This window comes from Serratia sp. BFP-2025 (assembly GCF_050880365.1).
GTDB classification, from domain to species: Bacteria; Pseudomonadota; Gammaproteobacteria; order Enterobacterales; family Enterobacteriaceae; genus Serratia; species Serratia surfactantfaciens.
The window spans coordinates 3133796-3157672 of the sequence record NZ_JBPAFV010000001.1; the positions used below are offsets into that span (position 1 = coordinate 3133796).

Consider the following 23877-nt stretch of genomic DNA (forward strand, 5'->3'; position numbering starts at 1 on the left):
GATGGCCACAAAGGAGGAAAAACCACGTTTTTTCCTCCTTTGTCAACGGTCTGACGGGGGCGCTGTTGCCCCCGATATCGGTCACTGCAAGGGTTGCGGCAAGGTGAGCACCCAGAGCTCGCTCAGCGATTCCGGCTGCTCCAGCGGGCGCAATTCGATGCGGGCGTTGGTCTTGTCGCCGTCGAGGCTCAACCGCCCTTCTTTCTCCAGCTGATAGTCGCCGATTTTCTTGCTCTTTGGCGACGCATCCACCAGCTTCGCCTGCAAGCCGAAATCATTGTCATTGATCACCGCCAGCGTGCGATCGTCGATCAGCGCCAACCCTTCCGCTTTCTCCTGACGCCAGCCCAACTGGCGCAGATCCGCCACTTCCCGTTTCTGCGCCAGCTTCACGCCGCGTTTAGCGAGATCTTTCGCGTCGTCGAACTCCAGCGCTTTCCCCTGGCCGTCAAACGCGCTCAGATCGCTGGCCTGCGCGAGGTCCACCAGGTAGATTTTGTTGATCATCGTTTTGTCTTTGCCGCTGCCCTGTTCAATCAACAAGATGCGCTGATTGTCCAACGCCACCACATCGCCAATCTTGGCGTCTTTGGCTTTTTTATAGCTGTCGACATCGATGGGATAGCCGTACATGGCGGTTTTGCCACTGCGCGGATCGAAGCTCACCAACCGGGTAAACTGCGCCTTGTTTTTGCTTTTGCCATCGACATCCAGCGTGCTCTGCACCGCCGCCAAAATGCGCCCATCCGGCATCCGGGTCAGCCCCTCAAAACCGCGATTAGGCTGGCGCCACTTCAGGATGTTCGGCAAACCGCCCGCCACCGCCTGCTCGCCGGCCTGTGGCGTTGGGCCGTATTTGGCGAGAATTTTACCTTTGCCGTCGATATGGATCAGAAACGGGCCGTACTCATCGCACAGCCAGTAACCGCCGTTGCCGTCACTGGTAATGCCCTCGGTATCCAACCCGCGGCGATCACCCGACAGCGCCTGCAATGCGTCATTCAACGCCACTTCGTTCGTGGAACCAATCAGCTCGCTCGGCAGCGGCAGTCCGCTAATCGGCCCTTTTTCGTCATGCAAAGGCCGTGCATTCTCGGCCACGGCCTTGCCGCCGCCGATGCGGATGTCCATCAACAGAGGCGTGAATTGCGGATTGGCGAAAATCTTGGCTTCTTGCTTGCCCACCGCCGGGGCATCGGCATTAGGGCCGCGATCGGTCAGCGTCGTCAGCACCAGATCGTCGCCCTGTTTCCGGTTGAACGTCAGCCCGGAGCCAATTCCCACCGGCAATCCCTGCGGGAAATTTTTGGCGAACGCCCCCTGATAGGCGACGCGTTCCCCGCCGGGGAAGCCGACCACATAACGCGCCACCTCAATATCAGCAGCATGAGCCAATACAGGAAACAGTGAAGCCAACAGCAGGGAGAGCGATTTTATTTTCATGTTTTTTTACCCGAGGTTGAATGAAGCATTGTCAGGCAGAAGACGATATTAATTTAGCATGACACTTAGATGACAATAGGCGCTTCGTCAAATGCAAAACAGGCAATATGATTGGCTGGCAAATAGAAATTAGCAATTAACCCGAGCGTATTGAATGGAGAAAACCGCTGGAAAAAAATGCCCGGAAATAGCCCGTCATTTCGCTTAGGGTAAATTCTCATAGCGAAGATAAAAAAATCGGCAAACGCGCGCCGGCGCGGTGAAAAACGGTGTTTTTCCCATAGACAAAATAAAATACCGGGGATTTAATACCGCCGTTATTCAAGGTGCATTAAGAAAATTCTATAGAATATCTGCATGAACTGAAAAAGCTGTTCTATAGTTTTTAGTGCTAACGCCCGTTAGTCTATTCCGCAGGATGGAATCTATGTCAAAGCGACTTTTTGCTGAATTTTTTGGCACATTTTGGTTGGTGTTTGGTGGTTGTGGTAGCGCAGTATTAGCAGCGGCATTCCCACAGCTGGGTATTGGTTTCCTCGGCGTCGCGCTCGCTTTCGGTCTGACCGTAGTGACGATGGCCTATGCCGTCGGCCATATTTCCGGCGGGCATTTTAACCCGGCGGTCACCGTCGGCTTATTCGCCGGCGGCCGTTTCGCGGCGAAAGACGTTATTCCTTACGTTATCGCTCAGGTCATCGGCGGTATCGCCGCAGCGGCGGTGCTGTATTTGATCGCCAGCGGCAAAGCCGGTTTCGACGCCACCGTAGGCGGTTTCGCCTCCAACGGTTACGGCGAACACTCACCAGGCGGTTATTCTCTGCAAGCCGCGATCGTGATTGAGCTGGTGCTCACCGCCTTCTTCCTGATCGTTATTCACGGCGTAACCGACAAGCGCGCGCCGGCAGGCTTTGCCCCGCTGGCGATCGGCCTGACGCTGACCCTGATCCACCTGATCAGCATCCCGGTGACCAATACCTCCGTCAACCCGGCGCGCAGCACCGGCGTAGCGATCTTCCAGGGCACCTGGGCGCTGCAGCAGCTGTGGGTATTCTGGCTGGTGCCGCTGGTCGGCGGCATTATCGGCGGCCTGATCTACCGCTGCCTGCTGGAAGACAAAAAATAAGCGCATCTTGTCGATAGCGTTTCGCGAGGCAGCCTTTATCGGCTGCCCCGTTGCTTTCAGCCTCTCGTCGCTTCAAACATCATGATATCGCTGGTAAAGGAGCCGTCCGGCTGAATGGCGAAATGCGCCGCCACCTCTTGCGACACGCTTTGCTGCAGCGCGCGGATCGCGGTAACGAAATGCGCCGGCGTGCGCATACGCGCCACCCAACTGCCGAACTCCAGCACCAACCGATCCGACGTCACCTCACGCACCACCAGCCCGGCCTCGGTCAGCAACGTCAGCCATTCGCCCGGCGCATAGTTGCGCACGTGCGAGGTATCGCGCAGCACTTCCACGGTTTGCAGATAGATATCCAACAGCGGATGCCCCGGCGAAACCACGTCCATAAAGATCGCTTTGCCGCCCGGTTTGAGCACCCGCCGCACTTCGCGCAATGCCTGGCCAACGTCGTGCCAGTGGTGCGCCGAATAACGGCTGATCACCAGATCGAAACTGGCGTCCTCAAACGGCAACGACTCCGCCACCCCCTGTTGCAGTTGGATGTTGCCCAGACCTTTTTCCGCCGCCGCCTGCTTCACCACCGCCAGCATTTGCGCCGACAGATCGTAGGCCACCACCTGCGCCACCCTGGCCGCCGCCGTGAAGCTGGCGTGCCCGGCGCCGCAGCCCAGATCGAGCAGGCGCGCGTCGGCGTGCGACGCCAGCAACTGCGTGAGACGTTGCAAATCCTTGCCCTGCGCATGCACCGCACTGGTTAAATAAGCGTTGGCCTGCTCGCCGAACTGCCGGTCTACCGCGTTTTTGTGACTGTTGCTGATGCTCATGTTTGCTCCCGTTATTATCCGGCTTGCGCCTGTGCCTGAAGGCTTTCGGCTACTATAATCAGGCTGATATACGGGTACAATATGAGCAGTTATTCTGGTATAAATAGGTACCATGCAATGTCATCAGAAGCCTTATCCGGGCCAAAAGCCCTCGGTGCGTTTCTGCGCGCGCACCGCGAACGCATCACGCCGGAAATGATCGGCCTGCCCAGCTCTTCACGGCGCCGCACCAGCGGCCTGCGGCGCGAAGAGCTGGCGCAGATCAGCGGCATCAGCGCCACCTGGTATACCTGGATAGAACAGGGGCGCGAGGTGTCCATTTCCCCCTTCACGCTGGCGCGCATCGCCGGGGCGCTGCGGCTCGGCCCCGCCGAACGCCACTATCTGTTTACCCTGGCGCGCGTCGCCGATCCTGAGCAGGAAACGCACCGCGAAACCGCCAATGACGCGGTGCTACAAAGCGTGCATCAGATGACGGTGCCCTGCTATCTGTTGGACGTGACCTGGAACGTCGTCGCCTGGAACCCGCAGGCGGCGACGCTGTTCAGCGGCTGGCTGGATGCGGCCAACAGCCCCAACCTGCTGCACTTCATGTTCTTCCACCCGCTGGCGAAAACGCTGGTCAGCGATTGGGAAGAACGTGCGCGCCGCGTGGTGGCCGAGTTTCGCGCCGAGACCAGCCATCATCAAAATACCGAAGAGATGCGCGCCTTTGTGCGCAACATGACGCACAACAGCGCGGACTTTAATCACTGGTGGAAGCAGCATGACGTGATGGCGCGCGAAGGCGGCGAAAGAACCTTCGAGCATCCTCAGCAAGGCGCGCTGCGCTATCGCCAGCTCACCTTTCACCCGGCGGAACACGGCGGCCTGAAGCTGGTGATGCTGATCCCGCTGCCGTAATTGGTAACAAATTCATAGACAGGTTTACCCACCATTTATTTATTGGTTCACGCAAACGCGCTAGGGTGATTGTTACCGATGATAGTGATCATCCAGCACCGTTATTTATCTCCTGAGGTACTCCTATGCAATCCGAAGAACAACGCCTTATCGATGGTCTGTTTGGCCGCCTGAAAGAAGCCGAGACCAAGACTGGCCCACGGGATCTCCAGGCAGAGCAGCAAATCAATCAGCATATTCGCGAGCAACCTTCCGCCCCTTATTACATGGCGCAGGCGATGATCATTCAGGAAGCGGCGCTCAAGCAGATGGACCAGCGGGTCAAAGAGCTCGAGGCCCAGGTGGCGCAGCTGCAGCAAAACGCCAACGGCCAGCAGAGCAGCGGCGGCTTCCTGGCCGGGCTGTTCGGCGGCGGCAACCGCAGCACGCCGAGCCCGCGTGAACAGTATCAGGCGCAGCAGCAAAATACGGCGGCCTGGAACAACGCGCAGCAGGGGGGCTACGCGCAGCAGCAGCAGCCTGCCTATGCCCAACCTCAGCAGGCGGCGCCTTCACGCGCCGGCGGCTTCCTGGGAGGCGCCTTGCAAACGGCGGCCGGCGTCGCCGGCGGCGTGGTATTGGCCGACATGCTGACCGGCATGTTCCGCCATTCGCAGCCGCAGGAAATCGTGAACATTATCGAAGAGACCCCGGCGCAATTGGACGACAGCGCGATGCGCAATTTCGACGCCTCCAACAACCTTGATACCTTCAACAATGGCGACGGCGGCAGCTTCCTGAACCAGGACAACGGCTTCCAAAACGCCAACTATCAGGACGACACGGACTACGCCGACGACGATTACAACGACGACGACGATTCCTTCCTGTAATACCCGTTCCCCCTCTCGCCCTGAGAGGGGGATTTCCCGTTTCGCCGATCTGGACTACAGTGAACGCTGTTCATTTATCCAGTCAGGAGAAACGACGATGAGCTTTACGCCTTCAGATCCGTTCTTCAGTGAACGCCTGCAGATGCGCCCGCCGGTGATGGCGGACCTCGAACGCTTCTACGCCATCTTCGGCGATCCGCAAACCCAGCGCTTTAACCCCGCCGGCCCGCTTACCAGCGAAGCGCAGGCCGCTTCGGCGCTGCAAGACCGGCTCGCCGGCTGGCATCAACACGGCTACGGCTCCTGGGCGCTCGCGCTGCGCGAACGGCCGGATTGGATTATCGGCTTTGGCGGATTGTCCTGGAAACCGCTCGGCGCGCAGCGCACCGTGAACCTCGGCTATCGCTTCGACACCCGCGTGTGGGGCATGGGGCTAGCCACCGAAATGGCGCGCGCTTCATTGCGGTACGGTTTTATCGGATTAGGGCTGGAGGAGATTTCCGCCATAGTGCGGGCGGAGAATCAGGCATCGTGGCGAGTGCTGGAAAAGATCGGTATGCAGCGGGCGGATACGCTGGATGACGTGCCCGGCGCGGCGCCGAGCCTGGTGTATACGCTAAGGCGCTGCGACTATCAGGGCTGATCGTCGCTGATTTTGGCCAACGCCAGGCGATAAGATTTGACCTTCTGGCGTTTTTTCAACCAGGTGGTGGCAGAGACGATGAACACCGCGCCCGACATCGCCAGCACGCCGGTCGGATGGCCGTAAAATACCATCAAGGCAAAGTACACGGCGGAAACGATCGCCACCCATTTCGCCGTATTGCCCATGTCGTTTTTCTCCTGGGTCAAACGGCGGATGTGCTCTTCTTCACTGATTCCCATACGCGCTCCTTGTTGGCTGAACGTTCCATTATATGGAGCTGGAGTGCTGATATTTCAAGCGGTTGGATGGTAAAGAAGCGTAAAGTTCAGGCCGGCGGTTCCCGTCGCCGCGGCAGATAGCGCCCGGGTTGATCGGCACCCGGCAGACCGGCGCCGTCATTACGGCCAAACAGCCGGTAGCGATTGCCGGCGACCGCGTCGTACACCTTGTCCGCCAGCTTCGACGGCAGATAACGCCCCAGCGCCAGCACGCGGTATGGCCAAGCCAATTGGCGCAGCGCCTGAAACAACGCCGCCGAACGCAGCCAATAACGCCCCTGCTCAACATAGACCACGGAATCGAAACGATCGGTCAGCAATCCCAACGCCTGCAGGATCGCCTGTCCTTCGACGGATTGCACCGTCGCCAACAAAATGCGCCGTTGCCGATCGGCGCGAATCAAATATCTCACCAGCCCATGACACAGATTGCATTCGCCGTCGAACAACAGCGCGCGATCGCCGGGTTGGAGGTAAGGCAGCTGTGATAAAGGGGTCATCCCGCCTCCCGATAAACGCTCGCCTTAGCCTAACGCGCCTTGAGCGTACGGGCCAGAGCGGGATGACAAGGCCCGTTAAGGCGCAGGCGGCGCGTCAGGCACGGCCACTACCGCGATGCGCACTTCATAGTGTTTGGCGGTGCCGGCCGGGATCACCGCTGTCAGTTTGTTGATGGTCTCCACCGGATTATCGCTGGCCGAGGTGGCGCAGAACAGCTCGCCGCCGCGGCAGAAACCCGGCTTGGGCGGGTGCCCGCCCGGGAAAGGCGGCATGCGCATCGGCGCGTCCATCAAAGGCGGCAACGCATTGGCCGCAGGCTTCTCAGGCGCCGACATCGCGCTCGCGCTGAACAGCAGCGCCGCCCCCATGCAGGGCAGCGCCAGGATCTTGATTGCTTGTTTCATTGAATTAGCCTCATTTGCCGGGTTCGGGATTACGCTACCCCGCCCCCGGCCAATGAGAAAGCCGCTTTTCGCTACCTTTTCGCCCCGCTGCGCTTTGCTTACATCCCGCGTCTAACGTGATGAAAGGCGAAAGGTTGGGTAAAGGGCCGTCGCGTTACTTACCGTTGGTCAGCGTGTTGTAGCTGGTCATCAGGTTGCGGTAGTCCGGGATATGGTTGGAGAACAGCGTGCCCAGGCCTTCGATATCGTTGCGCCAGTCGCGGTGCAGCTCGCAGGCGACGCCGAACCAGGTCATCAACTGCGCGCCGGCGGCCTCCATGCGGCTCCAGGCCGACTGACGGGTCAGTTCATTGAAGGTGCCGGAGGCGTCGGTCACGACAAATACCTCGAAACCTTCATTGAGCGCAGACAGCGCCGGGAATGCCACGCACACTTCGGTCACCACGCCGGCGATGATCAGCTGCTTGCGGCCGGTGGCTTTCACCGCCTTGACGAAGTCGTCGTTGTCCCAGGCATTGATCTGGCCAGGACGCGGAATGAAGGGGGCATCGGGGAATTGGGCTTTCAGTTCCGGCACCAGCGGGCCATTGGGGCCGTTTTCAAAACTGGTGGTCAGAATGGTCGGCAGGTTGAAATACTTCGCTAAATCACCCAGCGCCAGCACGTTGTTTTTAAACCGATCGGGATCGATATCGCGTACCAGCGAAAGCAGCCCTGCCTGATGATCCACCAGCAATACGGCAGCCTGGTCCTTGTCGAGGCGTTTGTAATTTGCAGTCATGGTTTTACTCCTGTGGGGTTTGATGTTGCGGATGAAATGCCCCGCCGGTGTGACGGGGCATTGAGATTTAAGTGTAGCGCCTGAGCCAGGGAGCACTTCCCGCCCCAGGCGCAGGTATCAACCGACGCTCGCTTCGGCCTTCATGCTGCCGAACTTGCCGCTGTTGAAGTCGCGGAACGCCTGCTGGATTTCCGCGTCGCTGTTCATCACGAACGGGCCGTAGCCGACGATAGACTCATCGATCGGTTCACCGCTCAGCACCAGCAGCGCGACGTCGTTGTTGGCTTCGATAGTGATCGAGTCCCCCGCCCGGTCGAAACGCACCATTTGGGTTTCGCGCACTACTTCTTCGCCGTTGACCAGGATCGCGCCGTGCAACATCACCAGTGCCAGCGTATGGCCTTCTTTCACCGTCAGCGTGGTGGTGTGGCCGGCATTCAGCTTCATGTCCCACACGTTGAGCGGGCTGAAGGTGCGCGCCGGTCCGGCATGGCCGCCGAAGTCACCGGCGATCACCCGCACCTGCCCTGCGCCGTCCGCCAGCGGAACCACCGGAATGTCGGCGTTCAGCAGCGTCTGGTAACCCGGCTCGGCCATTTTGTCCTTGGCCGGCAGGTTGACCCACAACTGCACCATTTCCATGGTGCCGCCGTTGCGCGAGAAGTCCCGCGAATGGAACTCTTCGTGCAGGATGCCGGAGGCGGCGGTCATCCACTGAACGTCGCCGGGGCCAATCACCCCGCCGCTGCCGGTCGAGTCGCGATGCTCCACTTCGCCCTGATAGACGATGGTCACCGTTTCAAAACCGCGATGCGGGTGCTGACCCACGCCGCGGGTGCCGGAGGCGGAGCGGAATTTGGTCGGCGCCGCGTGATCCAGCAGCAGGAACGGGCTCATTTCCGCCCCCAAATCGTTATAAGAGAACAGCGAATTCACCAGGAAACCGTTACCGACCCAGTGCGCTTCCGGGCTGTTGTGAATACCGAGGATTTTTTTCATCTTGAACTCCCGTTTCAGACCTCACGGCCTTAAGTTGATGCCAGAAGTTTAATCTGCCGGGGTTTGCTGCAGTAGTAGGCAAGATGTACACTCAGCGTTCTACTGGTGGAACGATAAGGGCTACGATGCAGACCGATCTGAACGACCTGTTTTTCTTCGCCAGCGTGGTCGATCACCAGGGATTCGCCCCCGCCGGCCGGGCGTTGGGCATTCCCAAATCCAAACTCAGCCGCCGCGTGGCACTGCTGGAAGAGCGGCTGGGCGTGCGCCTGATCCAGCGCTCGACGCGGCGTTTCTCGGTGACCGAGATCGGCCAAACCTATTATGCGCACTGCAAGGCGATGCTGGTGGAAGCGGAAGCGGCACAGCAGGCGATCGAACAGACGCGCGCCGAACCCTGCGGCACGGTGCGCATGTCCTGTCCGGTAGCGATCCTGCACACCCGCGTCGGCAGCATGGTGGCGGCCTTTATGGCCGATTACCCCAAGGTGACGGTACATCTGGAGGCCACTAACCGCCGGGTGGACGTGGTAGGTGAAGGGCTCGATCTGGCGATCCGCGTGCGGCCGCCACCGCTGGAGGACAGCGATCTGGTGCTGAAGATCCTGGCGCAACGCACCTGGTGCATCGCCGCCAGCCCGGCGCTGGTGCGCACTCTCGGGCCGGCGCAAACGCCGGAAGACCTGCGCAAATACCCGACGCTCGATCTCGGCCCGGCGCGCGCTCAGCACCAATGGCGGCTGACCGGCCCGCAGGGTGAACAGGTGGAATGGGAGCACACGCCGCGGCTGGTCACCGACGACATGCTGATGCTGCGCACCGCCGCCATCGCCGGCGCCGGCATCGTTCAGCTGCCGGCGATGATGATGCGCGACGATATGCTGCGCGGCGAGCTGGTGCAGCTGCTGCCGGGCTGGCAGCCGCAGGGCGGCGTGGTGCATGCGGTCTACCCGTCGCGCCGCGGCCTGTTGCCGGCGGTGCGGCTGCTGCTCGATTATCTGGGCGAGCAGTTCGCCAGCATCGAAGAAGAGTGATCAGGCGGTGATTTCGATCGCGTTGCCGTCCGGATCGCGGAGGACGGCCTCGTAGAAGCCATCGCCGGTCCAGCGCGGCGCGGACAGCAAGATGCCTTCCTGCTGTGCGCGCTGCGCCAGCAGATCGACCTGCCGCTCATCCCCCAGCGACAGCGCGATGTGCGCCCAGCCCACCCGTTCCTCCTGAGCCTGCGCCGGCAATAACGTCGGCACGCACATGATCTCCAGCGTCGGCCCGGCCGCCAGGCTGACGAAACGGGAAACGAACCCCGGCCGATTGCGGCTGACGTACTCCTCGCCCGCCTCACCGTTGAAATAACGCTGCCAGAACGTCAGCTGCGCGTCGATGTCGCGGGTCCACAGGGCAACATGGGCTATTTTCATCATCATTCTCCGGTCGATAAGTCGCTGTGCCAAACCTGGCCGCCGCCCTGCGCCACCTGCAACTCGAGCTGCGGGTGCGCGCCGCGCGCCGTCACCAGATGGTCCACCCGCCCGGCGGGCAGGAAGGGATAAGGGGCGTAGGTATTGAGTTTGTCGCGGGTACACAGCACCGCCACGCTGCCGGCGCGCCTCAGCAGCCGCTTTTTGAAGGTGGCGTCCTGATAGCTCAGCGCGGAAAAACCGCCGTCCGGGTCATAGGCGCAGATACCGGTGAACACCAGATCGAAATGAAAGCCGTCGATCTCTTCCGCCGCCTTGGCGTCCACGCAGCCGCCGACCTGTTCATCCAGTTCACCGCCGATCAGAATGGTGCGGATCCCCGGCCGTTCCAGCATCTTCACGGCGATGCTCAACGCATTGGTCACCACCGTCAAACGCCGATCGCGCGGCAACAACTCCGCCAGATACAGGTGAGTGCTGCCGGCGTCGAGGAAAATCAGCTGTTCTTCGCCGATCAGCGCCAGCGCGGTCTGCGCCAGCGCCAGCTTCTCATCGCCGCTGAGCGCCATGCGCGCCGCAACCGGGCCATCGGCCGGCGTTGGCGCCAACGCGCCGCCATAGATGCGCTTGCACAGGTTTTGCGCCGCCAGCTGGCGCAGATCGCGACGGATAGTCGCTTCAGTCGTATTCAGCCGCTGCGCCATCTCCAGAGCCAGCACCCGCCCCTGTTGGCGGAGCGTTTCGAGAATAGCCTGGTGGCGTTCATTCGGTAACAATTTGGACATCACATAAGCCCGCCGATGCTAAAGTGATCACAAATGTACATAAATGAACAAAATCGTACAAACATTTTTTCACCACGCTGAATCGACGGCGCTCATCTAGACTGAGAGAGACATCACAGATAAAGGGATTATTACGCGATGACCTCCGCCGTGCTTTATACCCTGTTTCCCGCCGCAGCTACCGTCATCGGCGCGGCGGTGGCGCTCTATCGTCGCCCCGGCGACGCCACGATGCGCGTCATCCATCACTTTACCGCCGGCATCGTTTTCGCCGCCGCAGCCACTGAGATCCTGCCCGATCTCAAACAGCAGTCGCCCGTGGCCGTATTGCTGGGCGGTGCCGCGGGGGTGCTGTTGATGTTGTTAGTTCGCCGGCTGGGCGAAAAGGCACAGGGGCCGGTCGGCTTTATCGCCGCAGTCGGCGTCGATATCTTCATCGATGGGCTGGTGCTGGGCATTGCCTTCGCGGCCGGCGCCAAAGCCGGTTTGCTGTTGACGCTGGCGTTAACGCTGGAGGTGCTGTTCCTGGGGTTGTCGATCGTCGGCGATTTGAAAGATTTCCTCGGCAGACGGCTGCGCGCCATGGCGGCGATCGTCGGGCTGGCGCTGCTGCTGCCCATCGGCGGCCTGCTGGGGGCCCCGGTGGCCATGCTGGGCGCATTTTGGCTGACCGCCTTCCTGGCCTTTGGCCTGATCGCCCTGCTCTACCTGGTGACCGAGGAGCTGCTGGTCGAAGCGCATGAGGGCGGGAAAGAGACCCCGTTCGCCACCGCGATGTTCTTTGCCGGCTTCCTGCTGCTGTTGCTGTTAGAGGAAGGTTTGGGGTAAAAAAACAGGAATTTCATGGCGCATGCCGCCCGGTGGCAACGCTTTGGCTATACTGAGGCAAGCGAAGTTACCGCAGACGTAACGGCTTGGGCGCAAAGGGAAAACGATGTTATTGACGATCGCAAGGTGGCTGTTCCAATTACCCGGGAAGCTGTTTGGGCTGATTTTTAAAAATCGCCTGAGGATATTTCTGTTCTTCATGCTGGTTGCCGTCGGGGTGCTCGGCGCCAAGCGCTATCTGCGCGCCCACCAGTATGACGACGAATTCAGCCTCTCCGCGCCCACCGATTACAACCGCGCGATCAAGCGCGAACTGCCGCAGCGCGAAGCGCGTGAGCAGTGCGGCGGACCGCTGCATGATAATGCCGGGCAAGCTTGGCCTGCGTCAGCCGGCTATCTGCATCAGCCGACTCAGCTGCCTGCCACCGGCCTTCATCGGCTGACGCTGGACAACCGGGACAACGGTTTCGCGGTGCTGGTCAAGCTGGAAACGCCGGCGGCGCCGCAACAGCTGGCGGAAGTTTTTATCCCGGCCGCCGGCAGCTTCGAGGTGAAAATCAATGCGGATGCGGAACACGTGATGAAAATCAAGAACATCAAGACCGGCTGCATGTTCCGCTCCAGGCCGTTCAACCTGGATAAGCAGAGCGATTGGCGCCTGCCGCTATCGCTGCAAAAGGACGGCAGCCTGCAGCTGCAGCCGATAGGCGATCGCCAATTCTGATCGGGCGCCGGGCAGAAAAACCGGCGCCGCGCGGGTTACTTTTTCACCGGATGATCGCGCCGGAACAGCTCCCAGCTTTCTATTTCCTGCCCATTCGGCAAAGTGCAGGTGGAATACTGGCCCGCCGCGTTCTCTTTGGCGTTCAGCTTGCCGCCGATTTTGGTGCAATACACGTCAGCCGGGTTCGCCATGCCGATCGGTTTCACCTGCGGCGGTGGCGGCGCATCGTTGGATTTCACGGAACACCCCTGCAACATCGTCATCCCTGCCAGCAGGGAAAGCATCAACGTTTTTTTCATTTTTCCAGCTTATGCAAAAAACGAACGGCGGAGCGCGCTCCGCCATTCGCTGATCATGAAATAAAGGATTTGCCCTGTTTCAGCACCAGATCGCAGGCTTTCTGTTTCACCTTCTCGGTGATCTGCGAGGTACCCAGGCTGTTCAGATCCAGGCTCTTGCCTTCCCCGGTCTGCAGCAAGCCGCCCAGGCCCTGCTGATAATCCTGGCTCTTGGCGTTTTCAGTGCTGGTGATGCCCAGCTTGCTGAGCAGTTGATCTTTCACCCCTTCGGCACCGTTAGCCGACAGCACGTTGTTTTTCACGCAGTACTGCAGGATGCCGGCGGCGTTGGTCATGCTGCTGGAGCTCAACGCTTTGTCGCCACCGTTCAGCAGGCCGGTCAACGAGGAGAGCGACATGCCGCCGCCGCCGCTGTCGCCGCCCGATTTGCTCAGTTCGCCCGCCGCGCTGCTGAGAGAATCCATCAGACCGGCGGCCTGGGTGGCGCCGCTGGCCAGGGTCGCGGACAGCGCCAAAGCCAGCAGTAAAGGATGTTTGGTGATCATAGTGGTAAAACTCCTGTAAGAACGGCATGCGATCGGCGCAGCGCGCCGGGATACCTTTCCGACGCCGCCGGCGGCGACAAGTTCCTTTTATCTCGCCGCCGCGCCGTTTTTCGGAATCCAGGAAGTTTAGAACTGCCAGCGCAGCCAGGCGAAGAACACGTTACCGTTGTTATAGGTGCCGGGAATGTAGGTCGCCTGGAACGTCAGCCGCTGATAGCCGATAGAGGCCAACGGCAGCGGCGCCGGGATAGGAATGTATTTCCAGTTATCGCGTGCGGTGACGCTGGCGGTGAAGCCCAGCCCCAGGCGGAAATCCTTGTCGTCCAGCGGGCGCCAGATCTTCTCGTAGGCGTAGCCGCCGATCGGCTCCCATTTGTTGAAGGAGTCCTTGAACGCCATGATGTAGATGCCGTGCCAGTCACCGTCGCTGTCGTAGCGGGAGATGCCGTAACCGGCGCCCCACGGGCGCTCGTTGTACTTATCGATATGTTCATCATCGTAAGTCCAACGGTTGTGCCAGGTGATGGCCGGGATATAGAGATCGTGGTTAGGCGAATTGTTCCAGGTCTCCGCCACGTTATGGGTAAAACGCTGCCATAGACCCGGTTTCTCAGCTTGCGCGGTATTGCCACTTTCTGTACTAACCTCAGCGTAAGAAGGCAGTGCAGGAAATATCAACGCCAGAGAACATGCCAAAAGAGTCCGTTTGAGAAACATCGTAAAGCTCCTGTAAAAATACGGCCGCAGATTTTTACCGATAGCCCAGGCAAGATCAAGCTGTATCTAATTTATCCAACGCCCGTTGTGTTTTGGTTAAGCTTAGCACCGAAAAATTCACTTTGGTTTATAACAGCTTGCACCGGCAGCTGCATATTATCGCCTTTCGGGCGGCAAAACCGTGGGAAAAGTCCGCTTTGTCGCACGCTACTCACGAGCAAGGTGCTTGACCAGCACATCGACATCGAGACGGTTCACAAACTCCAGGGAATAGGAGGAGTAAAGACCGAACAGGCGGTTTTGGTGCCCGACCACCACCAGATCGATACCGGCCTGGCGAATAAAATCGCTCACGTCCTTAAAGCGCCGAATGGTGACGATCTCTTTAACCGCAACCGGCGCATCGACGGCGCTCACCAGCCGGCTCAGCATCGCCTTGGCGGCGATCACTTCCTGCGCCTGACGATCCTTGACCAACGCGTCGCTGCCGTATTCCAGCTCCGCGTAGTCGGCGTTAAGGTGGCCGACGGTGATGGCGACAGGCAGCCCGCGCACCATCGCCACCGTTTGACGCAGCAATGGCAGCCCATCATGCTCATCATGAATCAGCACCAGAATATGTCGATAGCTTTTCATCGCTCTTTCTCCCCGCCGGTCAGTGCCCCTGGGGCGCCGCCCTCTCTGGTAGGTATACGCCATCTGCGCGCACGTAGAGAAAAGTTTACGTATCAGTTCGCACGGAATGTGATGGCCGCCACGTTATATTAGCGCCCGTGACGGCACATTTTTACCCCGGCCCGACGCCGCGCGCATTGCGGCATCCGTAAAGCAAAACTGACAACCCTGCCCGAATAAAAAAACCTCATTGTTAAATTTTTGTTTTTGGATAGTTACGGAATGGTTTCGTGAAATAAGCGTGCGGCGGATCACCAAAATGCGTCCTTACGTGAGGTTATGCATTTCTTTCTCAGGCAAAACGCGCTGCAGCGCCCAATGGGATTTTACGCGGCGTCAGAAGTACCGGATCATTCGTCCTGCATCATGCCAAATGCCACTACGCCGCCATTTTTCCGCCGATATACCGTCAATGAAAAATACCGCTCGGCCCTGACACACAATAACCACACTATTTATACATAAAGCCATCGCGTAAAGCGCCGAATACAAACCGCCTATTCATCGCCTGCTCCCCCTATCTTGAACAAGCCGCCACTTTAAATAACTGTTAATGCTAACGACACAACATCGCCAGCAATTTATTTTTGCTGATTTTCGCCTGACAAAATAAAGATAAATAATCCGGAGCAATCAATGAAAATAACTATCGGGTCATTCATTCTGCAACAGCTGCACGCCCTGGACGTCGATCGCATTTACGGCGTGCCCGGCGACTATAACCTCAGCCTGCTGGAGCTGCTAGAAAGCGATGAACGGCTGGCGTTTGTCGGCAACTGCAATGAGTTGAACGCCTCCTACGCCGCCGACGGCTACGCCCGGATGAAGGGCGCCGGCGCGCTGATCGTCACCTATGGCGTCGGCGATCTGGCCGCGCTGTCCGGCATTGCCGGGGCCTATGCCGAATCCTCGCCGGTGATCTGCATCGCTGGCACGCCGCCGCTGCACGCGATGAAAAATCATCAGCTCTTACACCATACCCTTGGCGACGGCAATTTCGACAACGTCATGAACTGCTTTAAACAATTCACCGTCGCTCAGGCTCTGATTACGCCGGAAAATGCCGCGCAGGAAATCCCACGCGTTATTTCCCGCGCCTGGATAGAGAAGAAACCGGTGTATTTACAGCTGCCGTCAGATATTTGCGATGTCGAAATTGAAGTCGCCGAAGCGGCGAAGGCACCGCAGTTGCCGGCCAGCGATAAATACAATGTGCAATTAGCGGCGATGGCGCTGTTAACCAAAATAAAACGCGCGCAGCGCCCGATCATGTTGGTCGACCAAATGGTGGATCGTTATCGGCTACAGAAGTTGGTTATCGATGTCGCTCACCGCTTTGCCATTCCCCTGACCAATATGCCAACCGCCAAATGCATTATCCCGGAAAACACCGCCGGTTGGATGGGCGGCTACAGCGGCAACCTGTCGCGCCCCGAACTGTATGACCGCATGGCCCACTCAGACTGCGTGCTGAGCTTCGGCGTGCGTCTGGTGGATTCCACCACCGGTTATTTCTCGCAGCAAATTCCCGCCGCCGCTCAGGTGGACATTCAGCCGTTCTCGATGAAACTGGACAACACCTCCTACCCGGCGGTATCGACGGCGGATCTGCTGCAGGCGCTGCTGGAGTTGAGCGAAGATGCGCCGGCGCAACGCCTGCCGCCGCTGGCCGATCCGCGTGACAAGCTGGCGACGCCGAGCGACGCCCCCATCGACCAGGCCTATCTGTGGCAACGGATCCAACGTTTCATCCGGGCGGATGACGTGGTGGTGGTCGAAAACGGCACCTCGGGCGCCGCCATCGGCGGCATGCGCATGCCCGACGGCGTCAAGGTGGTCAACCAACCGATTTGGGGCTCGATCGGCTATACCCTACCGGCGCTGCTCGGCACCCTGATGGCGGCCCCGGAGCGCCGACACCTGCTGTTCATCGGCGACGGCTCCTTCCAGCTCACCGCCCAGGAAGTCTCCACCCTGCTGCGCTGCGATCAAAAGCCGATCATCTTTCTGATCAACAACGATGGCTACACCATCGAGCGCTATATCCTCGGCGAAAGCTCGTCCTACAACGATATCAGCCCGTGGGACTACGCCAAACTGCCGGCGGTGCTGAATACCCAGGCGCAGCCGTTCAGCGTGGCGGTGGAAACCACACAACAGCTGGAAATGGCGCTGGAACACGCCTCGCGGCAGGATCGGCTGGCGTTTATCGAGGTGAAAGTGCCGATGATGGACACGCCGCCGGTGATGAAAGAGTTCTGCAACCGTTGCAACAGCTTTAACTTCGGCCTGACCAACCCACGCCGCAGTGCCTGAGGCGCTACCGTGCCGCTTCTCAGGAAGCGGTATCGGTTTGCAACGCCGCCGCGATCTCGCTCCCCAGCGTTTGCGCCAGCGAACGCCGGGGGCCCTCCCCGATACGCAGCGCATTCACCACCGTCGGCAGCGGCAGCAAACGTTCCAGCGTCCTATCGATTCGCACTCGTCGATCCAGACATCGCTGATTGAGCACGCCGACCCCCATACCGGCGGCAATCGCCGTCAACATCCCGGTAACTGAAGGGCATTCCAGAGTTATTTTGCAGCCTATGCCTGCAGTGCTCAGCAACCGTTCCGCCAGGCTACGATAAAAACAGTCCGGTCCGTAGCTCACCAATTTGATGGATTCCCCCTGCCGATAGTGCCAGCCAGGCGACGAACACCAATGCAAACGTTCCCTACCGAGCAACGTCTCGGCCTCATCATGCGGGCCGTCAAACCTCTGGTACAGGATCAGGTCGAGTTCTCCCTGTGCCAATCCGCGGCGCAGCGACTGGCTTTGGCCGATAACCAACTGCACGTCAACCTGCGGGTGCCGATCGCTGAACGCCGCCAACAGGGCTGCCAACGGCGGCAACGGCGTCTGCTCCGTGGCGCCGAGCCGCACCGCGCCCTGCAGGGCTGAAGGCGCAAAATGCGCCAGCGCCCGATCGTGCGCACTCAAAATGCGCCGCCCGTGTTCGGCCAACACTTCACCGTCTGCGGTGACGGCCAATGCCGCCCCCTGGCGATCCAGCAATGTGCGCCCCAGTTGCGCCTCCAGCCGTTTGATTTTCCAACTGACCGCCGACTGGCTGAGATTAAGCTGCTGCGCCGCTCGGGTCATGCTGCCGGTGTCAATCACGCACAGTAGCGCACGCAAGGCATCTATCGACAAACGCTGGTTCATGTTTCCACCATTGACAAAACTGGGATGAGCTCACCATAACTTGTCATTGGCGTCATGAAAAGGCGCCGGTTAGGGTAGAAAAACATCCCTTCTCTGGAGATTCGTCATGAATGCTTTTCCCGATCTGCTTAACCAACACCGGATCATCAACGGCCATCGCATCGCCGCCGGCGTCCACGGCGCGGGGGAACCGCTGGTGCTAGTGCATGGCACCCCAGCGCACGCGATCGTCTGGCGGCACCTGCTGCCGTCGTTGATTGCGGCGGGATTTCGGGTTCATCTCTACGATCTGCTGGGGTTCGGCGCCTCGGAGCGGCCGCTGACGGCGGATACCTCCATCGCCGCGCAGGCGGAACTGCTGATCGCATTGCTGGATGACTGGGAGCTGGAAACGGCGCACATCTTCGGTCATGACATCGGCGGCGCGCTGTCGCTGCGTGCGGCCTTCAGCCATGCCGCGCGTTTTCGCTCGCTGACCATCGCGGACATCTGCAGTTACGATTCCTGGCCTTCGCCGTCCTGGCGCGACATGCGCGACCATTATCAACACTATGCGGTCATGGCGCCGGAACAGCATGAACAGGCGATGACGCGGCAATTGAAAATGGCGGTGTTCGACAAAACGCTGATGGAGGGCGAACTGCTACGCCACTATCTGACGCCGATCGTCGGCGTCATCGGTCAACCGGCGTTTTACCGGCATCAGATCGCCCACTACGATGCCCGTTATACCGCCGATTTTTCCGAGTGCTTGCCGGCGCTGCACCTGCCGGTGCAGATCCTGTGGGGAGCCGACGACGAGTGGCAACCGCTCAGCTACGCTCATCGGTTGCAAAGCGATATTCCCGGCGCCAGGTTGCAGGTGTTTCCCCAGGCCGGGCATTTTCTGATGGAGGATGCGCCACAGGCGGTGGCGCAAGCCGTGATCGACTTTATTCACTCGCTCTGACGGCGCAGCCGTTACCCGCCGCCGGCGCGCGCCATGCAGCGCTGGCGACGTTCGTCCACCCGCTTGGCGAACCAGGCGGTGGTCAGCTTGCGGGTGATTTTCGGGCTTTCCAGCTGGATGCCCGGCAGCATCTCGCGCGGCAGTTTGCCGCCCGCCAACGCATAGACTTTCTTATACAGGTCGGTGTCGGCGAAGCCAGCGGTATCGCCTTTCTCCAACGCCCGGCGAATGGCGCTGTCGCTCATGTTAAGACGCTTGCCGAGTGTGCGCACCGCCAATTCGGTGGCACCGGGCTTGTCGCTGCCGAAGTCGATTAGATCGCCGTCCAGCGCCAGCGGAATGGCGCTCGCCCGGCTGACCGCATTTTGGAACGCCGCGTTGCGGCTGGCGTACCACCCGGCGTTGAAGTCGGCGAAGCGATAAATCGGCCGGCTGTAATCGGCCGGATATCCCAGCAAATGCATAATGCCGAAATACATGCCGCCGCGTCGGCTGAAGACTTCGCGGCGAATAGAGCCGTCTACCGGATAAGGGTATCCTTTGGCGTGCGCCTCGGCGAAGGCGACGCTCACCTGCATCGGGCCGCCGGTATGCACCGGGTTCAAATGGCCAAACAGCTTCTGCCCCATCGGCACGCGGTCAATCATGTCATCGAAAATATCGCTCAGATCCTTCTCGGTGCGCACCTTATCCAACCGCTCGCTGTAACTCTGGCCGTTCGACGACGAGATCTTCAACGCGGTATGCACCAAAAAGTTCGGGATGTGCATCTGATCGGCGCGGCGGTCGATCTCCTTCCAGGCGATCTTCGGCAGCCCCGGCACTTGCGGGTTGGCCTGGAACGTCGATTCCTGTTCGGTCACCGCCAACACTGAGCACAGGTTTTCATTACTCGGTTCAATGTCCTGCGCGGCGAAGGCGGCGGCGATATCGGTGGCCCAGCCCTGACGGTCGCCGGCGTTGGCCGGGATCAGTTTCATCAGTTGAGCTTTGACGTCGGCAGGGCGCGCCGCCGGCGCCGTGGTGGTGGTTTTACTGGTACAGCCCGCCAGCGCCAGCAGCGCGGCCAGGCTCAGCAAACGGAAGGGCATCGGGTGGCATAAACGGCGTATCGGCATCTTTTCCCTGAACGTAATGACATCAACAGCACTGAAATTAGCCCAGCCGCCGCGCACAATCCAGTATAAAGATCTCGTCGCGTCTTTCCGTCAGGCCGCTATGTTCAAACGACCGATAAAGATGTATTTTATATGCATCATATAAATCACTTTGCTCGCCCAGCCAGAGGAGCCCCCCTATGGAGCAGCAGCTGCTTTGCTATAAAACCCTGCCGGAATGGAACAGCGACACGCTGCCGGAAGCCTTTCGCCAGCGCCACAACACCCAGAGCGGCACCTGGGCGAAACTCACCGTGCTGAGCGGCAGCCTGACGTTCGCCATGATGACCGAGGATGGCGCCACCACCGAGACCTGGCAGTTCAGCCCCGAAAGCCAGCCGCCGTTTATCGAACCGCAGCAGTGGCATCGCATCGTTTCCTTCTCGGACGACATGACCTGTCGGCTGGCGTTTTACTGCTCGCCGGAAGAGTACTACCACAAGAAATACCAACTGACGCGCACCCATTCCGAAGTGATCGAGGCGGCGGCACGCATCGCGCCGGGCAAGGCGCTGGATCTGGGCTGCGGCGGCGGGCGCAACTCGCTCTATCTCAATCTGAAAGGCTTCGACGTCACCGCCTGGGACAAGCACGCGCCGTCGATAGCGCGCCTCAACCAGATCATCGACGCCGAGCAATTGACCCGCCTGAGCGCCAGGGTGCAGGATCTCAATATCCACCGCTTCAGCGGCGAGTATGACTTCATCCTGTCCACCGTGGTGTTGATGTTCCTCGAGCGTCAGCAGATCCCGCATATCGTGCAAAACATGCAGGACAGCACCGTGCCCGGCGGCCATAACCTGATCGTGGCGGCGATGGATACCGAGGATTATCCCTGCCCGCTGCCGTTCCCGTTCACCTTCAAGCCGGGCGAGCTGAAGCACTATTATCGCGACTGGCAGATCCTCAAATACAACGAGGACGTCGGGCAACTGCACAAGACCGATGCCGCCGGCAACCGCATCTCGCTGCGCTTCGCCACCCTGCTGGCGCGCAAGCTATAACGCGTCGTGAAAGATCACCCCTAGCGTGTAGCGTTGCCCGGTGCGTATCCGGCTGACGCCGTGGCGCAGATTGACCCGATAGTAGCCTCTCGCCCCGGCCACCGGCCGATGGTGCACCGCGAACACCACCGCGTCCCCCTGCTGCAAGGGCACCACCTCCGGCCGGCTCTGCATGCGTGGCCGTTGCTCGGTCAGCACAAACTCGCCGCCGGTGAAGTCTTGCCCGGGGGCGGAAAGCAGGAACGCCACCTGCAGCGGAAACACCCGTTCGCCGTACAAATCCTGATGCAAACAGTTGTAAGCCCCCTCCGTGTAACGCAACAGCAGCGGCGTTGGCCGCCGCTGGCCGGCCTGATGGCATTCAGCCAGGTAGGCCTCGTGTTCGGCGGGATAACGCGTCTCCAGACCCAGCATGGCATTCCAACGATTGGCCAACGGCGCCAACCGCGCGTACAGCAGGCTGCGCGCTTCGGCCACCGGGGGCGGTAACGGATACGCAAAATACTGGTACTCGCCGCGGCCAAAACCGTGACGCGCCATGACGATGCGGCTGCGAAAATGTTCGCCATGCGGATAAAGCGCCGCCAATTGCCGGCACAGTTCGGCGCTGAGCACGCCCGGCAGGCGCGCGCTTCCCTGCGCATCAAGTTCGCGTTCGATCGCCGACCAGTCCAATTCGACCAACCGCGCCGCCAGCGCGCCGCTCATCGCTGCGCCTCTTTTTCCAGCAAGGCTTGCTTGCGCTCGACGCCCCAGCGATAACCGGACAAGGCGCCGTCGTTGCGCACCACCCGGTGGCAGGGGATCGCCACCGCCAGCATGTTGGCGGCGCAGGCGCCGGCTACTGCGCGCACCGCCTTCGGCGCGCCGATGCGCCGGGCGATATCGGCGTAGCTGACGGTTTCACCGACCGGTATCGTCTGCAGCGCCCGCCAGACTCGCTGTTGGAATACAGTGCCGCGAATATCCAGCGGCAGCGCCAGCCCGCTCTCCGGCGCTTCGATCAGGCCCACCACCTGCGCCATCAGCGTTTCATACTGCGCGTCCCCGCCGATCAGTTCGGCGTTGGGGAATTTGTCCTGCAGATCCTGTACCAGCTGCTGCGCATCGTCCCCCAGCAAAATGGCGCAGATGCCGACTTCGCTTTGCGCCGCCAGGATCTCGCCCAGCGAACAGCGCCCGACGGCGAAATGGATGCGCATGCCTTTGCCGCCCGCCCGGTAGGCTTTCGGTGTCATGCCCAGCGCGGCGTTGGCTTGCTGGTAAAAGCGGCCATTGGCGCCATAGCCGGCGTCGAATATCGCGTCGGTCACCGTCTCCTGCTGCTTAAGACCGCAGCGCAACCGCTGGCTGCGCTGCGCGTCGGCATAGCCTTTCGGCGTCAGGCCGGTGATCGCCTTGAACAGCCGGTGAAAATGGTACTGGCTCAACCCGACGTGGCGCGCCAGTATCTGCAGCGACGGCGCTTTCTCCGCTCGTTCGATATAGCGGCAGGCCTCGGCGATCTGCTGCGCATGCTGCTCAGACAGCGGCGTTAGCCCCTGTCGGCAGCGTTTACACGGCCGATAGCCGGCAGCCTCCGCCTGCGCCGCGTCGTCGAACAGCTCCACGTTTTGCCGATTCGGCTGGCGTGACGGGCAAGAAGGCGAGCAATACACGCCGGTGGTTTTCACCGCGTAGATAAAGCGGCCGTCGGCGTGTTTGTCGCGGCTGACAATCGCCAGCCAGCGCGGATCGGCGCTGTCGATTAAGTTTTTCATCATCCGTTCCTCACTGCGGTTTCGGTGTTAACCAGCATAGTGACGGGCCGTTAGCGAAACACGCCGACTCTTGCTTTTTAATTCGGCGCGACGTTTTCAACAATCTTTCGACAATTTTTAACCAACAACATGAAGTTTATTACGTTGCCAACCCGCTTGCACGGCGTTAGGATCTCGGCCGGCCACGGGCGTGGCCAGTGTTTTTGCCTGTTAGTTGCGCGCATGGAGAGGTTATTGTGTTAGAGAGTTTTGGCGTCCTGAATTTATGGACCTATTTGGCCGGGGTGGTCTTCATCATCATTCTGCCGGGGCCGAATACGCTGTACGTGCTGAAAACCGGCGTATCGCGCGGCGTGCGCGCCGGCTACACCGCGGCACTGGGCGTGTTTATCGGCGATGCGATCCTGATCTTCTGCGCCTATATCGGCGTGGCTTCGCTGATCCGCACCACGCCGTTCCTGTTTACCCTGGTGCGTTTTCTCGGCGCGATTTATCTGCTGTTCCTCGGCGCAAAAATCCTCTACGCCACCTTCGTGCAGAAGGCACAGGCGCAACAGCAGCAAATTGAAGGCGGCCACAGCATTCTGCGCAAGTCGCTGACGCTGAGCCTGACCAACCCGAAAGCGATCCTGTTTTACGTGTCGTTCTTCGTGCAGTTCATCGACTTCAACTACGCACACACCGGGCTGTCGTTCACCATTCTGGCGCTGATCCTCGAAGCCGTCAGCTTTATCTACATGAGCACGCTGATCTTCTCCGGCGCGATGCTGGCGCATTTCTTCAATCACAAGAAAGGCCTGGCGAAGCTCGGCAATGGCCTGATCGGCCTGCTGTTCCTCGGTTTCGCCACCCGTCTGGCGACGCTGAGTTCGTAATCCCTCTCGGCCGGCGCCCGCCGGCCGCAGTTTACTCGTCCGTCACGGCAAAATGACACGCAGGGCAAACCGAATGTCAGGCAGACCAAAGCCGCCGCTTTCCCGCTGATATAGACTTTCAGGGTTAACCCTAACCTGATGAGCCTGATCGGAGGA

At 60.1% G+C, this 23877-nt stretch carries 29 protein-coding genes; 11 read left to right on the plus strand and 18 right to left on the minus strand.

What is annotated here, in order from left to right; genetic code table 11:
* Positions 1-81: 81 nt before the first annotated feature.
* Positions 82-1443 carry an esterase-like activity of phytase family protein gene (locus tag ACRAWE_RS15040; RefSeq protein WP_211129669.1) on the minus strand — a complete coding sequence of 454 codons (1362 nt, stop codon included), beginning with the start codon at positions 1441-1443 and terminating at the stop codon, positions 82-84.
* Positions 1444-1870: 427 nt separating this feature from the next.
* Here ACRAWE_RS15040 and aqpZ point away from each other — a divergent pair, with 427 nt between their 5' ends.
* The gene (gene aqpZ / locus ACRAWE_RS15045; RefSeq protein WP_432525529.1) at positions 1871-2566 is read left to right on the plus strand and encodes an aquaporin Z; all 696 of its coding nucleotides are present in this window, start codon (positions 1871-1873) and stop codon (positions 2564-2566) included.
* A 56-nt stretch (positions 2567-2622) separates the two neighbouring features.
* On the opposite strand, the gene ACRAWE_RS15050 is transcribed toward aqpZ, so the two are convergent.
* The gene (locus tag ACRAWE_RS15050; RefSeq protein ID WP_211129668.1) at positions 2623-3393 is read right to left on the minus strand and encodes a class I SAM-dependent methyltransferase; all 771 of its coding nucleotides are present in this window, start codon (positions 3391-3393) and stop codon (positions 2623-2625) included.
* A gap of 117 nt (positions 3394-3510) precedes the next feature.
* Between ACRAWE_RS15050 and ACRAWE_RS15055 the strand changes: the two genes are divergently transcribed.
* From ACRAWE_RS15055 to ACRAWE_RS15065, 3 genes are all read left to right on the plus strand, one after another.
* The gene (locus tag ACRAWE_RS15055; RefSeq protein ID WP_074055262.1) at positions 3511-4296 is read left to right on the plus strand and encodes a helix-turn-helix transcriptional regulator; all 786 of its coding nucleotides are present in this window, start codon (positions 3511-3513) and stop codon (positions 4294-4296) included.
* 125 nt (positions 4297-4421) lie between these two features.
* Entirely contained in the window at positions 4422-5168 is a 747-nt protein-coding gene (locus ACRAWE_RS15060) for a DUF2076 domain-containing protein (protein WP_432525530.1), read from the plus strand.
* Between the two features lie 97 nt (positions 5169-5265).
* The gene (locus ACRAWE_RS15065; protein ID WP_019454251.1) at positions 5266-5811 is read left to right on the plus strand and encodes a GNAT family N-acetyltransferase; all 546 of its coding nucleotides are present in this window, start codon (positions 5266-5268) and stop codon (positions 5809-5811) included.
* On the opposite strand, the gene ACRAWE_RS15070 is transcribed toward ACRAWE_RS15065, so the two are convergent.
* The 5 genes from ACRAWE_RS15070 to ACRAWE_RS15090 form a co-directional block, all read right to left on the minus strand.
* Positions 5802-6053, minus strand: a complete 252-nt coding sequence (locus ACRAWE_RS15070; protein ID WP_063918814.1) for a hypothetical protein — start codon at positions 6051-6053, stop codon at positions 5802-5804. The two genes, ACRAWE_RS15065 and ACRAWE_RS15070, sit on opposite strands and share 10 nt — an antisense overlap.
* A gap of 86 nt (positions 6054-6139) precedes the next feature.
* A complete protein-coding gene (locus ACRAWE_RS15075; RefSeq protein WP_432525531.1) occupies positions 6140-6592 on the minus strand; it encodes a thiol-disulfide oxidoreductase DCC family protein in 453 nt (150 codons plus the stop codon).
* 75 nt (positions 6593-6667) lie between these two features.
* On the minus strand, positions 6668-6997 hold the full coding sequence (locus tag ACRAWE_RS15080) for a hypothetical protein (RefSeq protein WP_019454254.1): 330 nt from the start codon (positions 6995-6997) through the stop codon (positions 6668-6670).
* A 154-nt stretch (positions 6998-7151) separates the two neighbouring features.
* On the minus strand, positions 7152-7778 hold the full coding sequence (gene ycaC / locus ACRAWE_RS15085; RefSeq protein WP_004928476.1) for an isochorismate family cysteine hydrolase YcaC: 627 nt from the start codon (positions 7776-7778) through the stop codon (positions 7152-7154).
* A gap of 117 nt (positions 7779-7895) precedes the next feature.
* Positions 7896-8777, minus strand: coding sequence for a pirin family protein (locus ACRAWE_RS15090; protein WP_432525533.1), 882 nt, complete (start codon positions 8775-8777; stop codon positions 7896-7898).
* A gap of 125 nt (positions 8778-8902) precedes the next feature.
* Here ACRAWE_RS15090 and ACRAWE_RS15095 point away from each other — a divergent pair, with 125 nt between their 5' ends.
* Positions 8903-9811, plus strand: a complete 909-nt coding sequence (locus ACRAWE_RS15095; RefSeq protein ID WP_211129665.1) for a LysR family transcriptional regulator — start codon at positions 8903-8905, stop codon at positions 9809-9811.
* On the opposite strand, the gene ACRAWE_RS15100 is transcribed toward ACRAWE_RS15095, so the two are convergent.
* Together ACRAWE_RS15100 and ACRAWE_RS15105 are read right to left on the minus strand one after the other, a co-directional pair.
* The gene (locus tag ACRAWE_RS15100; RefSeq protein WP_432525534.1) at positions 9812-10195 is read right to left on the minus strand and encodes a VOC family protein; all 384 of its coding nucleotides are present in this window, start codon (positions 10193-10195) and stop codon (positions 9812-9814) included. It lies immediately after the preceding gene.
* A gap of 2 nt (positions 10196-10197) precedes the next feature.
* Positions 10198-10980 (minus strand): DeoR/GlpR family DNA-binding transcription regulator, encoded by a 783-nt coding sequence (locus tag ACRAWE_RS15105; protein WP_019454258.1) that lies wholly within the window; start codon positions 10978-10980, stop codon positions 10198-10200.
* 138 nt (positions 10981-11118) lie between these two features.
* Between ACRAWE_RS15105 and ACRAWE_RS15110 the strand changes: the two genes are divergently transcribed.
* Positions 11119-11808: a ZIP family metal transporter gene (locus ACRAWE_RS15110; protein WP_019454259.1), complete on the plus strand. Its 690-nt coding sequence runs from the start codon at positions 11119-11121 to the stop codon at positions 11806-11808.
* Here the strand turns inward: ACRAWE_RS15110 and ACRAWE_RS15115 are convergent.
* Positions 11788-12009, minus strand: coding sequence for a hypothetical protein (locus ACRAWE_RS15115; protein ID WP_162136464.1), 222 nt, complete (start codon positions 12007-12009; stop codon positions 11788-11790). The two genes, ACRAWE_RS15110 and ACRAWE_RS15115, sit on opposite strands and share 21 nt — an antisense overlap.
* Between ACRAWE_RS15115 and ACRAWE_RS15120 the strand changes: the two genes are divergently transcribed.
* Positions 11915-12532, plus strand: a complete 618-nt coding sequence (locus ACRAWE_RS15120) for a hypothetical protein (protein WP_154747774.1) — start codon at positions 11915-11917, stop codon at positions 12530-12532. The genes ACRAWE_RS15115 and ACRAWE_RS15120 overlap by 95 nt on opposite strands.
* Positions 12533-12567: 35 nt before the next feature.
* Here the strand turns inward: ACRAWE_RS15120 and ACRAWE_RS15125 are convergent, their stop codons facing one another.
* The 4 genes from ACRAWE_RS15125 to ACRAWE_RS15140 all read right to left on the minus strand — a co-directional run bounded on the left by ACRAWE_RS15125 (position 12568) and on the right by ACRAWE_RS15140 (position 14729).
* Complete coding sequence (locus tag ACRAWE_RS15125; RefSeq protein ID WP_019454261.1) at positions 12568-12831, minus strand: putative hemolysin; 264 nt, start codon at positions 12829-12831, stop codon at positions 12568-12570.
* 53 nt (positions 12832-12884) lie between these two features.
* Positions 12885-13376, minus strand: a complete 492-nt coding sequence (locus ACRAWE_RS15130) for a DUF2501 domain-containing protein (protein ID WP_063918811.1) — start codon at positions 13374-13376, stop codon at positions 12885-12887.
* Between the two features lie 126 nt (positions 13377-13502).
* Positions 13503-14093 carry a lipid IV(A) palmitoyltransferase PagP gene (gene pagP / locus ACRAWE_RS15135; protein WP_025160075.1) on the minus strand — a complete coding sequence of 197 codons (591 nt, stop codon included), beginning with the start codon at positions 14091-14093 and terminating at the stop codon, positions 13503-13505.
* A 207-nt stretch (positions 14094-14300) separates the two neighbouring features.
* A complete protein-coding gene (locus ACRAWE_RS15140) occupies positions 14301-14729 on the minus strand; it encodes a universal stress protein (RefSeq protein WP_019454264.1) in 429 nt (142 codons plus the stop codon).
* Between the two features lie 675 nt (positions 14730-15404).
* Between ACRAWE_RS15140 and ACRAWE_RS15145 the strand changes: the two genes are divergently transcribed.
* Positions 15405-17084 carry an alpha-keto acid decarboxylase family protein gene (locus tag ACRAWE_RS15145; RefSeq protein ID WP_154747776.1) on the plus strand — a complete coding sequence of 560 codons (1680 nt, stop codon included), beginning with the start codon at positions 15405-15407 and terminating at the stop codon, positions 17082-17084.
* A gap of 19 nt (positions 17085-17103) precedes the next feature.
* Here the strand turns inward: ACRAWE_RS15145 and ACRAWE_RS15150 are convergent, their stop codons facing one another.
* Positions 17104-17976 carry a LysR family transcriptional regulator gene (locus ACRAWE_RS15150; RefSeq protein WP_432525535.1) on the minus strand — a complete coding sequence of 291 codons (873 nt, stop codon included), beginning with the start codon at positions 17974-17976 and terminating at the stop codon, positions 17104-17106.
* 106 nt (positions 17977-18082) lie between these two features.
* Between ACRAWE_RS15150 and ACRAWE_RS15155 the strand changes: the two genes are divergently transcribed.
* Positions 18083-18925 (plus strand): alpha/beta fold hydrolase, encoded by an 843-nt coding sequence (locus tag ACRAWE_RS15155; RefSeq protein WP_432525536.1) that lies wholly within the window; start codon positions 18083-18085, stop codon positions 18923-18925.
* An 11-nt stretch (positions 18926-18936) separates the two neighbouring features.
* On the opposite strand, the gene ACRAWE_RS15160 is transcribed toward ACRAWE_RS15155, so the two are convergent.
* Positions 18937-20043, minus strand: coding sequence for a DUF1615 domain-containing protein (locus tag ACRAWE_RS15160; RefSeq protein ID WP_063918807.1), 1107 nt, complete (start codon positions 20041-20043; stop codon positions 18937-18939).
* A 179-nt stretch (positions 20044-20222) separates the two neighbouring features.
* Between ACRAWE_RS15160 and tehB the strand changes: the two genes are divergently transcribed.
* Positions 20223-21086: an SAM-dependent methyltransferase TehB gene (gene tehB / locus ACRAWE_RS15165; RefSeq protein WP_063918806.1), complete on the plus strand. Its 864-nt coding sequence runs from the start codon at positions 20223-20225 to the stop codon at positions 21084-21086.
* On the opposite strand, the gene ACRAWE_RS15170 is transcribed toward tehB, so the two are convergent.
* Both ACRAWE_RS15170 and ada read right to left on the minus strand, forming a co-directional pair.
* On the minus strand, positions 21081-21794 hold the full coding sequence (locus ACRAWE_RS15170) for a 2OG-Fe(II) oxygenase (protein ID WP_432525538.1): 714 nt from the start codon (positions 21792-21794) through the stop codon (positions 21081-21083). The two genes, tehB and ACRAWE_RS15170, sit on opposite strands and share 6 nt — an antisense overlap.
* Positions 21791-22846 carry a bifunctional DNA-binding transcriptional regulator/O6-methylguanine-DNA methyltransferase Ada gene (gene ada / locus ACRAWE_RS15175; protein WP_432525591.1) on the minus strand — a complete coding sequence of 352 codons (1056 nt, stop codon included), beginning with the start codon at positions 22844-22846 and terminating at the stop codon, positions 21791-21793. Before ada ends, ACRAWE_RS15170 begins: the two co-directional genes overlap by 4 nt.
* Before the next feature lie 236 nt (positions 22847-23082).
* On the opposite strand from ada, the gene leuE reads away from it, so the two are divergent.
* A complete protein-coding gene (gene leuE / locus ACRAWE_RS15180) occupies positions 23083-23721 on the plus strand; it encodes a leucine efflux protein LeuE (RefSeq protein ID WP_016928933.1) in 639 nt (212 codons plus the stop codon).
* Positions 23722-23877 lie beyond the last annotated feature (156 nt).

Excerpts from the sequence above, each read along its gene's own strand:
- ACRAWE_RS15100 (WP_432525534.1), bottom strand. The coding sequence starts at position 10,195 with ATGAAAATAGCCCATGTTGCCCTGTGGACCCGCGACATCGACGCGCAG.
- ada (WP_432525591.1), bottom strand. The coding sequence starts at position 22,846 with ATGAAAAACTTAATCGACAGCGCCGATCCGCGCTGGCTGGCGATTGTC.
- pagP (WP_025160075.1), bottom strand. The coding sequence starts at position 14,093 with ATGTTTCTCAAACGGACTCTTTTGGCATGTTCTCTGGCGTTGATATTT.
- ACRAWE_RS15160 (WP_063918807.1), bottom strand. The coding sequence starts at position 20,043 with ATGCCGATACGCCGTTTATGCCACCCGATGCCCTTCCGTTTGCTGAGC.
- ACRAWE_RS15115 (WP_162136464.1), bottom strand. The coding sequence starts at position 12,009 with ATGAAGAACAGAAATATCCTCAGGCGATTTTTAAAAATCAGCCCAAAC.
- ACRAWE_RS15140 (WP_019454264.1), bottom strand. The coding sequence starts at position 14,729 with ATGAAAAGCTATCGACATATTCTGGTGCTGATTCATGATGAGCATGAT.
- ACRAWE_RS15095 (WP_211129665.1), top strand. The coding sequence starts at position 8,903 with ATGCAGACCGATCTGAACGACCTGTTTTTCTTCGCCAGCGTGGTCGAT.
- aqpZ (WP_432525529.1), top strand. The coding sequence starts at position 1,871 with ATGTCAAAGCGACTTTTTGCTGAATTTTTTGGCACATTTTGGTTGGTG.
- ACRAWE_RS15090 (WP_432525533.1), bottom strand. The coding sequence starts at position 8,777 with ATGAAAAAAATCCTCGGTATTCACAACAGCCCGGAAGCGCACTGGGTC.
- ycaC (WP_004928476.1), bottom strand. The coding sequence starts at position 7,778 with ATGACTGCAAATTACAAACGCCTCGACAAGGACCAGGCTGCCGTATTG.
- ACRAWE_RS15110 (WP_019454259.1), top strand. The coding sequence starts at position 11,119 with ATGACCTCCGCCGTGCTTTATACCCTGTTTCCCGCCGCAGCTACCGTC.
- ACRAWE_RS15050 (WP_211129668.1), bottom strand. The coding sequence starts at position 3,393 with ATGAGCATCAGCAACAGTCACAAAAACGCGGTAGACCGGCAGTTCGGC.
- ACRAWE_RS15040 (WP_211129669.1), bottom strand. The coding sequence starts at position 1,443 with ATGAAAATAAAATCGCTCTCCCTGCTGTTGGCTTCACTGTTTCCTGTA.
- ACRAWE_RS15150 (WP_432525535.1), bottom strand. The coding sequence starts at position 17,976 with ATGAACCAGCGTTTGTCGATAGATGCCTTGCGTGCGCTACTGTGCGTG.
- ACRAWE_RS15145 (WP_154747776.1), top strand. The coding sequence starts at position 15,405 with ATGAAAATAACTATCGGGTCATTCATTCTGCAACAGCTGCACGCCCTG.
- tehB (WP_063918806.1), top strand. The coding sequence starts at position 20,223 with ATGGAGCAGCAGCTGCTTTGCTATAAAACCCTGCCGGAATGGAACAGC.
- ACRAWE_RS15070 (WP_063918814.1), bottom strand. The coding sequence starts at position 6,053 with ATGGGAATCAGTGAAGAAGAGCACATCCGCCGTTTGACCCAGGAGAAA.
- ACRAWE_RS15080 (WP_019454254.1), bottom strand. The coding sequence starts at position 6,997 with ATGAAACAAGCAATCAAGATCCTGGCGCTGCCCTGCATGGGGGCGGCG.
- ACRAWE_RS15130 (WP_063918811.1), bottom strand. The coding sequence starts at position 13,376 with ATGATCACCAAACATCCTTTACTGCTGGCTTTGGCGCTGTCCGCGACC.
- ACRAWE_RS15125 (WP_019454261.1), bottom strand. The coding sequence starts at position 12,831 with ATGAAAAAAACGTTGATGCTTTCCCTGCTGGCAGGGATGACGATGTTG.
- ACRAWE_RS15120 (WP_154747774.1), top strand. The coding sequence starts at position 11,915 with ATGTTATTGACGATCGCAAGGTGGCTGTTCCAATTACCCGGGAAGCTG.
- ACRAWE_RS15105 (WP_019454258.1), bottom strand. The coding sequence starts at position 10,980 with ATGTCCAAATTGTTACCGAATGAACGCCACCAGGCTATTCTCGAAACG.
- ACRAWE_RS15170 (WP_432525538.1), bottom strand. The coding sequence starts at position 21,794 with ATGAGCGGCGCGCTGGCGGCGCGGTTGGTCGAATTGGACTGGTCGGCG.
- ACRAWE_RS15155 (WP_432525536.1), top strand. The coding sequence starts at position 18,083 with ATGAATGCTTTTCCCGATCTGCTTAACCAACACCGGATCATCAACGGC.
- ACRAWE_RS15065 (WP_019454251.1), top strand. The coding sequence starts at position 5,266 with ATGAGCTTTACGCCTTCAGATCCGTTCTTCAGTGAACGCCTGCAGATG.
- ACRAWE_RS15055 (WP_074055262.1), top strand. The coding sequence starts at position 3,511 with ATGTCATCAGAAGCCTTATCCGGGCCAAAAGCCCTCGGTGCGTTTCTG.
- ACRAWE_RS15060 (WP_432525530.1), top strand. The coding sequence starts at position 4,422 with ATGCAATCCGAAGAACAACGCCTTATCGATGGTCTGTTTGGCCGCCTG.
- ACRAWE_RS15075 (WP_432525531.1), bottom strand. The coding sequence starts at position 6,592 with ATGACCCCTTTATCACAGCTGCCTTACCTCCAACCCGGCGATCGCGCG.